11 protein-coding genes are annotated in these 12,477 nt (G+C 57.3%); 6 read left to right on the top strand and 5 right to left on the bottom strand.

Translation table 11 applies throughout. The annotated features are described in order from the left end of the window. Position 1: 1 nt before the first annotated feature. Both BLU05_RS04700 and BLU05_RS04705 read right to left on the bottom strand, forming a co-directional pair. Positions 2-1,105: an ABC transporter substrate-binding protein gene (locus tag BLU05_RS04700; RefSeq protein WP_091878020.1), complete on the bottom strand. Its 1,104-nt coding sequence runs from the start codon at positions 1,103-1,105 to the stop codon at positions 2-4. 228 nt (positions 1,106-1,333) lie between these two features. Then, positions 1,334-1,606, bottom strand: a complete 273-nt coding sequence (locus BLU05_RS04705; RefSeq protein ID WP_091878021.1) for a hypothetical protein — start codon at positions 1,604-1,606, stop codon at positions 1,334-1,336. 146 nt (positions 1,607-1,752) lie between these two features. On the opposite strand from BLU05_RS04705, the gene hemF reads away from it, so the two are divergent. Both hemF and BLU05_RS04715 read left to right on the top strand, forming a co-directional pair. Next, the gene (gene hemF, locus BLU05_RS04710) at positions 1,753-2,667 is read left to right on the top strand and encodes an oxygen-dependent coproporphyrinogen oxidase (RefSeq protein ID WP_091878022.1); all 915 of its coding nucleotides are present in this window, start codon (positions 1,753-1,755) and stop codon (positions 2,665-2,667) included. Positions 2,668-2,788: 121 nt separating this feature from the next. Then, positions 2,789-2,971 (top strand): DUF1059 domain-containing protein, encoded by a 183-nt coding sequence (locus BLU05_RS04715; RefSeq protein ID WP_091878023.1) that lies wholly within the window; start codon positions 2,789-2,791, stop codon positions 2,969-2,971. Here the strand turns inward: BLU05_RS04715 and BLU05_RS04720 are convergent. From BLU05_RS04720 to BLU05_RS04730, 3 genes are read right to left on the bottom strand one after another with little or no spacing between them, the layout of a single operon-like run. Beyond that, positions 2,968-4,242, bottom strand: coding sequence for a CCA tRNA nucleotidyltransferase (locus tag BLU05_RS04720; RefSeq protein WP_091878024.1), 1,275 nt, complete (start codon positions 4,240-4,242; stop codon positions 2,968-2,970). The two genes, BLU05_RS04715 and BLU05_RS04720, sit on opposite strands and share 4 nt — an antisense overlap. Further along, entirely contained in the window at positions 4,239-4,880 is a 642-nt protein-coding gene (locus tag BLU05_RS04725) for a CoA pyrophosphatase (protein ID WP_091878025.1), read from the bottom strand. The genes BLU05_RS04720 and BLU05_RS04725 overlap by 4 nt, the downstream gene beginning before the upstream one ends. Further along, positions 4,877-5,485 (bottom strand): DUF1285 domain-containing protein, encoded by a 609-nt coding sequence (locus BLU05_RS04730; RefSeq protein ID WP_091878026.1) that lies wholly within the window; start codon positions 5,483-5,485, stop codon positions 4,877-4,879. Before BLU05_RS04730 ends, BLU05_RS04725 begins: the two co-directional genes overlap by 4 nt. Positions 5,486-5,638: 153 nt before the next feature. On the opposite strand from BLU05_RS04730, the gene BLU05_RS04735 reads away from it, so the two are divergent. From BLU05_RS04735 to BLU05_RS04750, 4 genes are read left to right on the top strand one after another with little or no spacing between them, the layout of a single operon-like run. Further along, on the top strand, positions 5,639-6,646 hold the full coding sequence (locus BLU05_RS04735; protein WP_091878027.1) for an AAA family ATPase: 1,008 nt from the start codon (positions 5,639-5,641) through the stop codon (positions 6,644-6,646). Next, the gene (locus BLU05_RS04740; RefSeq protein ID WP_091878028.1) at positions 6,646-7,560 is read left to right on the top strand and encodes a DUF58 domain-containing protein; all 915 of its coding nucleotides are present in this window, start codon (positions 6,646-6,648) and stop codon (positions 7,558-7,560) included. The genes BLU05_RS04735 and BLU05_RS04740 overlap by 1 nt, the downstream gene beginning before the upstream one ends. Continuing rightward, positions 7,560-10,391: a DUF4159 domain-containing protein gene (locus BLU05_RS04745; RefSeq protein WP_091878520.1), complete on the top strand. Its 2,832-nt coding sequence runs from the start codon at positions 7,560-7,562 to the stop codon at positions 10,389-10,391. Before BLU05_RS04740 ends, BLU05_RS04745 begins: the two co-directional genes overlap by 1 nt. 1 nt (position 10,392) lies before the next feature. Beyond that, positions 10,393-12,474 carry a hypothetical protein gene (locus BLU05_RS04750; RefSeq protein ID WP_091878029.1) on the top strand — a complete coding sequence of 694 codons (2,082 nt, stop codon included), beginning with the start codon at positions 10,393-10,395 and terminating at the stop codon, positions 12,472-12,474. Positions 12,475-12,477 lie beyond the last annotated feature (3 nt).

A 12,477-nucleotide genomic window follows, 5' to 3' on the forward strand; every position in this document is an offset into this window, starting at 1 on the left:
CTTACTTGACTTCAGCTGCCTTGCCGCCTTCCCACTTGTAAAGAACAAAGGTCGGCGTCGTCAGATCGCCAGTCTTTGCATAGGTAAGGTCGCCAACAACGGTTGAAACCGGTGCGCCGGAATGCAGTGCTTCAGCCACCTTTGCCGGATCGGCAGAGCCAGCCTTTTCGATGCCAGCCTTGATGACCTGCAGCGCAGCATAGGCATTGAGCGTGAAGGCTTCAGGTGGAATGTTCTTGCCCTTCAAAGCTTCCATGATCTTCGCAGCGGATGGGTTCTTTGTCGGATCGGCACTGTTGGTGAAGAGTGTACCAGCAGCAGCTTCGCCGCCAATGGCCCAATATTCCGTGTTCGACAGGCCTTCGGCACCAATGATCTGGGCTTTGATGCCCTGATCAGCCAGCTGGCGGGCAATCAGGCCGCCTTCCGGATGATACCCACCGAAATAGATCACTTCGGCCTTCTCGGACTTCAGGCGGGTAATGAGCGCGCTATAGTCCTTTTCACCGGCATTGATGCCCTGATCGACAACTTCCTTGACGCCACCCTTGTTGAGCGCAGCCTTCAGACCATTGGCCAGACCCGTGCCATAGGTGTTCTTGTCGTAGACAACGGCAATGCGCTTGTCCTTGTAATGCTCAAGGATGTACTTGGCAGCCACGTCAGCCTGCTGGTCATCACGGCCGCAGGTGCGGAACACGGTTTCCAGACCGCGTGTGGTCAGTTCAGGCGTGGTGGATGTCGGAGTAATCATCAGGATGCCGTTTTCAGCCAGCACATCGGAAACCGGCATCGAAACGCCTGATGTAACCGGACCAACGACGAACTTGATGCCTTCGCCGACCACCTGGTTGGCAACCGACACGCCCTGCTTGGGCTCGCCCGCATCATCGAAAAGCTTGATGACGATCTTTTCGCCCTTGATGCCCCCCTCGGCATTGATGGCTTCGGCGGCCGCTGCAACGCCGTTCTTCACCTGTGTGCCATAGGCAGCAACAGGGCCGGTAACAGGCGCGATATTTCCGATGACGATGTCAGCACGGGCGAATGAAGTCATCGCCATGACAGCCGTCAACGCCACGCCAGAGATCAACGATAAGCGCATAGTGTCCTCCTTGAATTTTTTATTGCGCGGCCGGAAGATTCTCCGGCACTGAAAAAAGTTCTACTGTCTTTATGACAGGCTGTCAGCCACGATTCATGACAATCCTGAATCCTTCGTTGAAATATTTTGATGCCATTTATGAAGAAAAGTGTTCCGTACCAGCAGTTTCAACCCGAGATTGTCAAAAATTCCAGAGTTCCCGTACTAAAACAGTCTTTTCAGCGGATTTTAGTCCGCATTTGGCAAACGGCGCATGGTGAACTCGATGATATCGCCAGGCCGCTCGTACCAGCTCTCAATCTCGGTCCAGTAGGCGGCTTTCGGATATTGCTCGAACCATTCCTTCGCCTTCTCGCGCGCTGCAAGGCGCGGCAGACGAAAACTCTCGCGGATGAATGCCCCGCGCTGCCGGCCGGTTTCACCGCGGCTTTCTTTCAGCTGCTTGCGCAAGCCGTCGAGCGGCGGCTTGGGGAAGTGTGCTCTGGGTACTTTGGAGACCATCTCGTATCCCTTCCTGAACCCTACATCCTCAGATTAGATCAAACTCAGCCCTGAAAACGAGTCATTTTTTTGGGATAGGTAAAACAGCTTCTTCCTTTGCCGGTGCCCTGATGTGATAACGTGCACAGCAAGAAGGATTCGTTGATATGGACCGCCCTGATATTCCTGCCATCCTGCCAGAAGCACTTGAAGACAAGAAGACAGCCGCGACTGCGTGGTTTGCCGAACTGCGCGACAAGATTTGCGCCAGCCTTGAGAAGTTGGAAGATGATCTGGATGGCCCCCTCTCCGACCGGGCGCCGGGCCGTTTCATCCAGACGCCTTGGCAACGCGAGGAAGGCAAAGGCGGCGGCGGCATCATGTCCATCATGCATGGCCGTGTCTTTGAAAAGGTTGGCGTGCATACATCGACGGTTCATGGCGAATTTTCACCCGAATTTCGCAAGCAGATACCGGGCGCCGAGGAAGATCCGCGCTTCTGGGCTTCCGGCATTTCGCTGATTGCCCATCCGCAGAACCCTTATGTACCGGCTGTTCATATGAACACGCGCATGGTCGTGACCACCCGCCAATGGTTTGGGGGCGGCGCTGACCTGACGCCGGTTCTTGATCGCAAGCGGACGCAGGAAGATGCGGATACGGCGGCCTTCCACAAGGCGCTGAAATTTGTCTGTGACAAACACTTTGCCGTCGCCAACCACGAGAAGTTCAAGAGCTGGTGCGATGAGTATTTCTACCTGCCGCATCGCAAGGAACCACGCGGCAGCGGCGGCATTTTCTATGACTGGCTGCATTCATCGGAAGAAAATGGCGGCTGGGACGCGGATTTTGCCTTTACCCGCGATGTGGGCCGGGCATTCTCGGTCGTCTACCCGCATCTTGTGCGGCAGAACTTCAATCAGGATTGGGGTGCTGAGGACAGGCAGGAGCAGCTTATCAGGCGCGGCCGCTATGTGGAGTTCAACCTCCTCTATGATCGTGGCACGATCTTCGGGCTCAAGACCGGTGGCAATGTGGACTCGATCCTGTCTTCCATGCCACCGACAGTCAAATGGCCGTGATTTGATTTTTTAAGGGATCAATCTGGTTTTTTATGCGTTATGCTGCTGTTGGTACGGTTTTCACGCCGTATCTCGATGGAGAGAGTTCGTCTTATACGTGCTCACGACAGGGAGAAAAGCCATGAAAGAACTTCATTGCATCGTTCCCGGTTGCCAGTGGCATACCCGTCACGACACCGAAGCTGAAATCATCCGCCGCACCACCGAGCATCTTCGCGAAACCCATGGTGAGACGACCATTCGCGAATCCATGCTTGAAACCATCAAGGCCAATATCCAGCCTGAAAAGATCAAGGCTGCTTAATCAGGCCTTCCCATCAATTCAGGAATTCTGGCAAGCAGCGCATCGCGGTCGAGGGCAAAGCCTGAGTCAATCCAGGCATCTTCAAGTGCGTGTTGCAGCTTGCCCACCTCCGGCCCTTTTTCCAGCCCGGCAGCGACAAGATCGCCGCCGGTTACAGGGAATTTCGGCTTTTCATACCGCTCGGCCAATTCCAGCAATTTTGACAGATGACCGGCGCGCATCATGGCAGCATTATCATTGAGCGCACCCAAGCGCGCGGAGACCAATGCCAGCCGCAAGCAATAAATCATACCCTGACGATCGCTGCGATAAAGCCGCTTGGCGAACCCCGTCTCCGAGATTTCGGCATTGGGCACGACAGCCGTCGCCCATGCTTCCAGACGCTCACGCTCCTGATTGGAGAGCTTCAAACGCACTGCCATTTCATTGATACGCTCCGCATCTGGCGGAATGATGCTGGCCAGACGCAGCAGCGGATCAACCTGCCAACCCAGTTCTTGTTCAGTTTTGACCAAACCATGGATCGTGTCGATGCCCCATTTCTCGCTCTCGGGCAGAACCGACGTCAGCACACCCGCTTGACGCATCCATAAAAGGGCACGCGAGGGGTCCGGCGCCGCCAGCATTTTCTTCAGCTCCGACCAGACACGCTCCGACGACAATTGCGCCAGACCATCTTTCAACCGGGCGCAGGCTTTAAGACCTTCGCTTTCCGGGCGACCATGACCATACCAGGCGAAAAACCGGAAAAACCTGAGGATACGCAGGTAATCTTCGCGGATACGCTGCTCGGCATCGCCGATAAATCGCAATGTCCGGCTTTCAATATCCGCAAGGCCGCCAACCAGATCAACAACCGTGCCATCAGCCTCAAGATAGAGCGCATTAATGGTGAAATCGCGCCGCGCCGCATCCACTTGCCAGTCCCGCCCGAAGGCGACAGCCGCATGACGCCCATCCGTCTCCACATCAGTCCGCAACGTTGTCACCTCGAAAGGCCGCTTGTCGGCGACGACTGTCACCGTGCCATGGCTTAAGCCGGTGGGGACGGTCTTGAAACCTGCCGCCTGTGCCCGGCGTATCGTTTCCTCGGGTACACAGGTTGTTGCAATATCGAGATCAGACACCTCTTGTCCGAGCAGCGTATTGCGCACCGCACCGCCGACAATGCGGGCGCCTTCGCCATCAGCGGAAAGAATGGAAAGCAATGTCTGCAAGGCTTCGTCCTGCAACCATGGAGCCTTGTCAGCAATGGAAATTCTCGTGCTCAAGAATAGAGCCTTTCATAAAGTATGCGGATGATGCCAGCTGTAGCGCCCCAGATGAAGCGGTCACCAAACGGCATGGTGTAATAGAAGCGCTCCTTGCCCTGCCATACACGACTTTCTCTTTTGTGGTTGGCAGGATTCATCAAAAAGGACAATGGCACTTCGAATACATCGGCCACTTCATCCGGGTTGGGTGTCAGGGTAAAAGGCGGATGCACCAGCCCGAGCACCGGCGTGATGGAATAGCCAGTCATGGTAAGATAACGCGGCAAACGGCCGAGAAGCTCCACGTGCCTCCCCTCAAGCCCGATCTCCTCGTGGGTTTCGCGCAAAGCTGCCTTCTCAGGCTCAAAATCGTCCTCCGGATCAATCGCGCCGCCGGGGAAAGCCACTTGGCCCGAATGTTTACGCATATTTGCATTGCGCAGTGTCAGGATGACACCCGCCTCGTCGCCGCGGTCGACAATCGGGATCAGCACAGCCGCATCACGCAATTTGGTTGCCGCAATCAATGCATCGAGATCTGGATTGAGCAAATGGTCGCCATTATCCCCGCTCAGCGGTTCATTGCCTTTCGATGCCACGCGCAGCGCAAAGGCCCGGGCGGAAAAGCCATCCTCGTGCCATATGGTCTGGCTCATAGGCTCTGCTCTTCCAGCTCGCCCGATGGCATGATCGGGAAGATTGTTCCCTTGGAGCGCACGGCAAACATGGATTTGCCGTCGATCACCATATCTTCGCCATGGCTGACCAGTTCATACATCACGGGCCGGGCCAGCAGGGCTTCCAGCCGCCCGCGCACCAGCAGATAGGGTTTCAAACCGCCATTATCAGGATCAATGACAAACCGCAGCGGATGATCCGCGCCAGCCTCGATAATATCGCCGACATTGCTGCGGAACGTCATGACCTGATCATCGCCCTCGCCAGAGACATTAAGCTCAACAGCAATGAAATGCGCATCCGCAATACGGATACCAACTTTCTCGACCGGGGTAACCAGATAGGTCTTGCCATCCGCATCCTTGCGCAGAACGGTGGAGAAAAGGCGGACCAGCGGCGCCCTGCCAATAGGGGTGCCCATATAGAACCAGGTACCATCGGCCTTGATCTCCATATCGAGATCACCGCAGAAATCCGGGTTCCATTTTTCAACCGGTGGCAGGCCCTTGCCTTGCGCAGCTGCGCGCGAAATCAGCGCTTCAAGTCCCGCCGCGTCCCGCAGACCGCTCTCTGACTGTGCCATTTTCAGACCTTTTTGCTCATTCGTCACGAAATAGTCACCGTTAAACCGCTTGTCAGCATGTCATAGTGATTTAGACTCATTTAATAATGGAACTGACCATAAACCAGCTCCGCAGGCCAGTGGTACGAATTTGACATGGAGACGAGGTAAACCATGACGATTATCAAAACCGGGGAACCGTCCGATCCGAAGGCGATGATAGCCGAAGCTGAAAAGGCGCTGGCCGATATTTCCAGAATACGCGCTGCAATCGGTACTGTCATCTTTGGTCAGGAAAGCGTGATTGAACGTACACTGGTGGCGCTGCTGGCTGGCGGCCATGCGCTTCTCGTGGGTGTTCCCGGCCTTGCCAAGACCAAGCTGGTGGAAACGCTCGGAACGGTGCTTGGTCTCGATGAGCGCCGTGTGCAGTTCACGCCCGATCTGATGCCATCGGATATTATCGGTTCGGAAGTCATGGAGCAGGACGACCATGGCAAGCGTTCGTTCCGCTACGTCAGGGGCCCGATCTTTGCGCAACTGCTGATGGCTGATGAAATCAACCGCGCCTCGCCGCGCACCCAATCTGCGCTGCTGCAATCCATGCAGGAATATCACGTAACCGTTGCCGGTGAACGGCATGACCTGCCAACGCCGTTCCATGTGCTCGCGACGCAGAATCCGCTGGAACAGGAAGGTACCTATCCCCTGCCTGAAGCCCAGCTTGATCGCTTTCTCATGCAGATCGACATTCTTTATCCTGAGCTTGATGCGGAACGCCGCGTCCTGCTGGAAACCACCGGCACGTCGGAAGTGCGCGCCGCCAAGACCATTGACGCGGAACGGCTGCGCGAAATGCAGCAGCTTATCCGCCGCATTCCTGTTGCAGAAGGCGTGGTCGAAGCCATCCTCAAGCTTGTGCGCTCGGCCCGCCCCGGCGCTGATAATGAGATTGCGCAAAAATTCATTGCATGGGGCCCCGGCCCGCGCGCCAGCCAAGCGCTGATGCTGTGTGCCCGTGCCCGCGCGCTTTATGACGGACGGCTTGCGCCTTCAATTGATGATGTCAGGGCGCTTGCCGAACCTGTTTTGCAACACCGTATGGCGCTGACATTTGCCGCCCGCGCCGACGGCATGAATGTGCGTGAAGTCATCGCGAAACTGACAAAGGCAGCCCTCTGATGGCTGCAATCGGCGCGCGGGTCCAGAAGACAGCAACAAGAGAGGCGCTGGCGCGTGCACGCCAGCGCGCCGCTTTGTTGCCTGATCTTCTGGTCGAAGCCCGCCGCATTGCCAACACCACGAATACCGGCTGGCATGGCCGACGCAAAAGCGGCGTCGGTGAAACCTTCTGGCAGTTCCGGCCCTATACGGAAGGCGAAGCCGTTTCGCGTATCGACTGGCGCCGCTCGGCCCGTGATGACCGGATTTATATCCGCGATCAGGAGTGGGAAGCCGCCCACACTGTCTGGCTTTGGGCTGATTCTTCCGCATCCATGCTCTACAAGTCTGATACGGCGCAGGTGTCGAAGGAATCGCGCGCGCTCGTGCTCATTCTGGCTTTGGCGGAACTTTTGTCGCGCAGTGGTGAGCGCATCGCCTTCCCCGGCGTGACTGACCCGACCTCCGCCGCCAATGGCGCAGAACGGTTGGCGACAGCATTGTCCCACGCAATTGATTTACCCAAACAGCCGGATTTCAGCAGGGTCAGGCGGTTTTCCGACGTGGTACTGGTGAGTGATTTTCTCGAACCGGTCAATGAAACGCTTGCCATGCTTGAGCAGATCGCGCAGCGCGGTGCCCGCGCCCATCTGGTCGAAATTTACGACCCGGCGGAAGAGGAATTCCCCTACAAGCGGCGCACGGAATTCGTCGACCCGGAATCAGGAGCAATACTGACGGTCGGCCGCGCGCAGGATTATGCCGAAGAATATAAGAGATTGTTCATTGCCCGGCGCGAAACCTTGAGCGCCTATTGCCGTCGCATCGGCTGGAGCTATACGACCAACCGCACGGACCGGCTTGCCTCTGAAGCGCTTGTTTCCGTTCACCTGAACATGACCGCTGACGCCGGTTATCAGAGGACCGGCATATGATGAGTGCTTTTCCTCTTGCCCTTGGCGCTCCGGCGATCCTTCTGGGTCTGCTGGCATTGCCAATTATCTGGTGGCTGCTACGGGCAACACCGCCACGGCCAATTCGCGAATCCTTCCCGCCGCTGAAAATTCTGGCGCAAATCCTCAAGAAGGAGGAAACACCGGATAGAAGCCCGTGGTGGCTGACCCTGTTGCGGCTCCTGCTGGCAGCAATTGTCATTCTGGCGCTGGCCGAGCCCATCTGGAACCCACGCGCCGAGACCCTGAGCGGCAAGGAACCTGTTGCCATCGTGCTCGACAATGGCTGGTCCTCCAATGAAGAATGGATTGCCCGCAAGGAGACGGCAGAGCGGTTGATTGACGATGCCAATTCTTCCGGTGCGCTCATCTACATTCTTGGCACCGCCGAGAAACTGAATACCGATGTCGGGCCTTTTGATGCCACAGCGGCGCTTGAACGGCTGCGCGCGCTGAATATCAGGCCAATCCCCGTCGACCGCGCTGCGGCTTTTGACCGGTTGAAAGCCGTTCTGACTGATGTCAAAGGCGTTCGTGTTGCCTACCTCAATGATGGTGTCGATACCCCGCAGGCAACCGCCGCAGTGAAATCGATGGAAGGATCAGGCATCGCCTCGGTGATCTGGTATCAGCCGTCTATCGCCAACCTTTCCGCCATCCGGCAGGTAGAGAACAATGCAAACGGGCTGACCGTTCACGCCGTGCGCTCCAATGACAGCCGCGCGTCCGGCGGCATTACTATCGGTGCCTATGATGAAAAAGGCCGCCGCATTGCCGAGACAGGACTGGTTTTCCGTGCCAATGAATCAACAGGCGAAGCAGTGATCACAGCGCCTTACGAGCTGCGCAACGATTTCAACACTCTGCGCATCGACAATGCAAAGCATGCCGGAGCGACGTTCCTCGTCGATGACAATAACAAGCGGCGGCGCGTCGCGCTGCTTTCGGGCTCTGAAGCTGATCTGTCGCAGCCCCTGCTTTCACCACTCTATTACATTTCGCGCGCGCTGGAGCCTTTTGCCGATCTCCTGCGCCCGCACAATGCGGAACTGACCAAAGCCATTCCCGAACTGCTGGAGCAAAAACCATCCGTGGTCATCATGGCTGACATTGGCAAACTGCCCGGTGAAACAGAGCAGGCTATGGTCGATTGGGTGGCAAAAGGTGGCACGCTCATCCGCTTCGCTGGTCCACGCCTTGCTGGAAACAGCGAAGCGGACCCGCTTTTGCCTGTTAATCTGCGTAAGGGCGAGCGCTCGCTTGGCGGCGCATTGTCATGGAAAGAATCGCAGCCCATTGCCGCTTTCCCGGATAAGGGCCCGTTTGCCGGCCTGCCGACGCCGCAAGATGTCACGGTCACACGGCAAGTGCTGGCGGAACCCGCCGTCGACCTCTTCGAAAAGAGCTGGGCCAATCTCGCTGACGGCACACCGCTGGTAACAGGCGAAACGCGTGGCCGCGGCCAGATCGTCCTGTTCCACGTCACACCTGAAGCAACATGGTCAAATCTTCCCATCAGCGGTAGTTTTGTTGACATGCTGCACCGGATTTTGACCCTGTCGCGCAACACAGGTCCATCACCGCAGGAAAATGGTGCTGTTGCCTCGCGCGCTCTTCCGCCTTACCTGACGCTGAATGCGGAAGGCGCCCTCACCCCACCCGGAGGAGACGCCAAGCCATTGATCCTGAAAACAGGCGAAACCGGCAAGGTGAGCTTTGACAATCCTCCCGGTTTTTATGGTGTAGAGGATTCCATGAGCGCGCTCAATCTCTTCAAGCCCGACAGCGAGATCAATCCATTGGTTCGCCCCGATCTCAATATACCCGTGACCACCGCGCGCTATGCCATCGATGAATCGGTGCCGCTGCGCGGTCCGCTCTTTGGCCTTGCGGCCCTGCTTCTGGCTCTCGATGCTATTGCCATTTTCTGGCTAGGCGGGCATCTGCGCCGCCGGTTCAAGACCGCGGCGGTCACTTCTCTGGCGATCCTGCTCATTCCGGCTGTTCTGGCATTCAGTCCTTCACCCGCTCACGCCCAGCAAAATGACAGCAAACCGGGTGATCAGCAGATACTGGACGCGGTCAATGTCACGCACCTTGCCTATGTGATCACAGGCGACAGTTCTGTCGACGATATCAGCAAGGCTGGTCTGTTCGGTCTTTCCAGAGCCCTTGCCGACAGCACAGCGCTGGAGCCGGGCGATCCAATCGGGGTTAATCCGGAAACCGACGAACTTGCGTTCTTTCCGCTGATCTACTGGCCGGTCGATCCATCAGCCAAAATGCCTTCCCCTGCCTCGATAGCCAAGATCGACGCCTATATGCAGCAGGGCGGAACCGTTCTGTTTGATACGCGCGATCAGGATGCGGCGGCAATCAGCTTTGATAACAGCTCGACACCGGCCAATGCGCGTCTGCGCGATATCCTGTCCGGGCTGAACATACCGGCACTGGAACCGGTTCCCAACGACCATGTGCTGACCAAGGCATTTTACATCCTGCAGGATTTCCCGGGCCGTTACCGGGGCAGCCAGCTCTGGGTACAGGCCTCGCAGGCGCCCGAGGCAAGCAAGGACAGGCCGGTGCGCGTTGGCGATGGTGTTTCACCCATCATGATCACCGGTAATGACTTTGCCGGAGCATGGGCAGTCAATGCCAGTGGCACGCCTCTGCTGCCCACCGTTCCGAATGATCCCGATCAGCGGGTTCTCGCCTATCGCGCAGGCATCAACATTGTCATGTACATGCTGACAGGCAACTACAAATCCGATCAGGTGCACGTCCCTGAACTTTTGAAGCGGCTGGCGAACTGACATGTATCTTTCCCTCGATTTCCAGCCCCTGCTCTCCACATCACTTCTGGCGCTCCTGCTGCTGCCTTTGCTGGCGCTTGCATTGGCGGGCCTTTATCTGCGCCAACGCGGCGGCGTTATTCGCCTGCTGGCCGCCGCCGCGCTTGCCATGGCCCTGTTCAATCCGGTTGTGATCAATGAGGAGCGTGAGCCGCTCAAAAGCGTTGTGGCTGTCATAGCCGACCGCAGTCAGAGTCAGGACATAGGCGACCGCGCGGCTGACACCACCGAAGCACTCAAGCAGGTGCAGGCAGCACTTGGCCGCCTACCACAGTTTGAGGTGCGAACTGTCGAGACCAATCGCGCCAGCGAGAATGATGACGCCACGGCGACAAGGCTGTTTCAGGCTGTCAACAGTGCGTTTCGTGATGTTCCACCATCGCGTATCGGTGGCGCCATTATGATCACCGATGGTCAGGTGCACGACATTCCGAACAATGTAGCCGGTCTCGGCTTCAACGCACCGGTGCATGGCCTCATCACAGGCAGACCGGGCGAGATTGACCGCCGTATCCAATTTGTCCGCGCGCCCCGCTTTGGCATAACAGGCAAGCCGCAGCAGATGACCTATAAGGTGACAGCTGCCGGTGAGCCGCAGGGCGGCCGCGCCCGTGTTACCGTGCGCGTCAATGGCAATCAGATGGCGTCGCAAGATGCGATCATCGGCGAGGAGATGCCGCTTGAAGTGACCCTGCCCCGTGCTGGCGTCAATATTGTCGAACTTTCAGTTGATGCGGTTCCCAATGAGCTGACCGAGATCAACAACCGTGCCGTCGCCATGGTTGATGGTATCCGCGAGAACCTGAAAGTCTTGCTGGTCTCCGGTGAACCACACAATGGCGAGCGCACCTGGCGCAACCTTCTGAAATCTGATGCCTCGGTGGATCTCGTCCACTTCACCATTCTGCGTCCGCCAGAAAAACAGGACAGCACGCCGATCAATGAACTGTCGCTGATCGCTTTCCCGACGCGTGAGCTGTTCGTTGAGAAGATCGACCAATTTGATCTGATCATTTTCGACCGCTATCAGCACCGCGATGTGCTGCCGCTGCTCTATTATGACTACATCAATGACTATGTGCAGAAGGGTGGCGCATTGCTGATTGCGGCAGGTCCCGAATATGCGGGCAATGTATCGATCGCCAATACACCGCTCCTCACTGTCCTGCCCGCAACGCCAACAGGCGAGGTGACGGAACAGGCCTTCTATCCGCGTTTGAGCGATGACGGCAAACGCCATCCCGTCACCCGTGGCCTTGAAGGCAGCACACAGGAGCCACCACAATGGAGCCGGTGGTTCCGCGTCATTGATGTCAACAAGCCGGAGGGTTCTGTTGTCATGAATGCGGGCGACAAGCCGCTGCTGGTGCTCAACCGCATCGGTGAAGGCCGTGTCGGCATGTTCCTCTCCGATCAGGGCTGGCTTTGGGCGCGTGGCTTTGAGGGCGGCGGACCGCACGCGGCGCTCTATCGCCGGATTGCCCATTGGCTGATGAAGGAGCCGGAACTAGAAGAAGAAGCGCTGACGGCATCAGGCAGCGGCCGCAATCTTGAAATCCGCCGCCAGACGATGAAGAAAACCGCCGCACCGGCAAGCATCATTACACCATCGGGCAAGAAGCAGGACATTCCACTCACCGAGACGGAACCCGGTGTGTTTACGGCATCCGTGCCGACAACGGAAATCGGGCTGTTCCAGATCGCCAATGGCGATCAGACAACGCTCGCCCATGTCGGGCCGGTTGATGCACCTGAATTTGCTGACAATGTATCGACAACGGACAAACTCAATGGCTTGGCGCGCGAAACCGGCGGCGGTACCCGCCGCTTGCGCGCAACCGCTGATCAGCCATCCATCGAGGTGCCAAGTATCGTCGCCTCGCGTGGCTTTGCCAGCGCCAGCGGCGACAACTGGATCGGCTTGCGCCCAACCAATGAAACCGTGTTGAAGAGCGTCAATCGTCTGCCGCTGTTCTCAGGTTTCCTTGGCCTTGCCGCGATGATCCTTGTTCTCGGCAGCATGTGGTATCGCGAAGGCCGGTAAAAA

It is taken from the genome of Phyllobacterium sp. OV277 (assembly GCF_900104355.1).
Classification (GTDB): Bacteria; Pseudomonadota; Alphaproteobacteria; order Rhizobiales; family Rhizobiaceae; genus Phyllobacterium.

Coding starts and splice junctions, on each gene's coding strand:
- BLU05_RS04700 (WP_091878020.1), bottom strand. CDS start 1,105: ATGCGCTTATCGTTGATCTCTGGCGTGGCGTTGACGGCTGTCATGGCG.
- BLU05_RS04705 (WP_091878021.1), bottom strand. CDS start 1,606: ATGGTCTCCAAAGTACCCAGAGCACACTTCCCCAAGCCGCCGCTCGAC.
- hemF (WP_091878022.1), top strand. CDS start 1,753: ATGGACCGCCCTGATATTCCTGCCATCCTGCCAGAAGCACTTGAAGAC.
- BLU05_RS04715 (WP_091878023.1), top strand. CDS start 2,789: ATGAAAGAACTTCATTGCATCGTTCCCGGTTGCCAGTGGCATACCCGT.
- BLU05_RS04725 (WP_091878025.1), bottom strand. CDS start 4,880: ATGAGCCAGACCATATGGCACGAGGATGGCTTTTCCGCCCGGGCCTTT.
- BLU05_RS04730 (WP_091878026.1), bottom strand. CDS start 5,485: ATGGCACAGTCAGAGAGCGGTCTGCGGGACGCGGCGGGACTTGAAGCG.
- BLU05_RS04735 (WP_091878027.1), top strand. CDS start 5,639: ATGACGATTATCAAAACCGGGGAACCGTCCGATCCGAAGGCGATGATA.
- BLU05_RS04740 (WP_091878028.1), top strand. CDS start 6,646: ATGGCTGCAATCGGCGCGCGGGTCCAGAAGACAGCAACAAGAGAGGCG.
- BLU05_RS04745 (WP_091878520.1), top strand. CDS start 7,560: ATGAGTGCTTTTCCTCTTGCCCTTGGCGCTCCGGCGATCCTTCTGGGT.
- BLU05_RS04750 (WP_091878029.1), top strand. CDS start 10,393: ATGTATCTTTCCCTCGATTTCCAGCCCCTGCTCTCCACATCACTTCTG.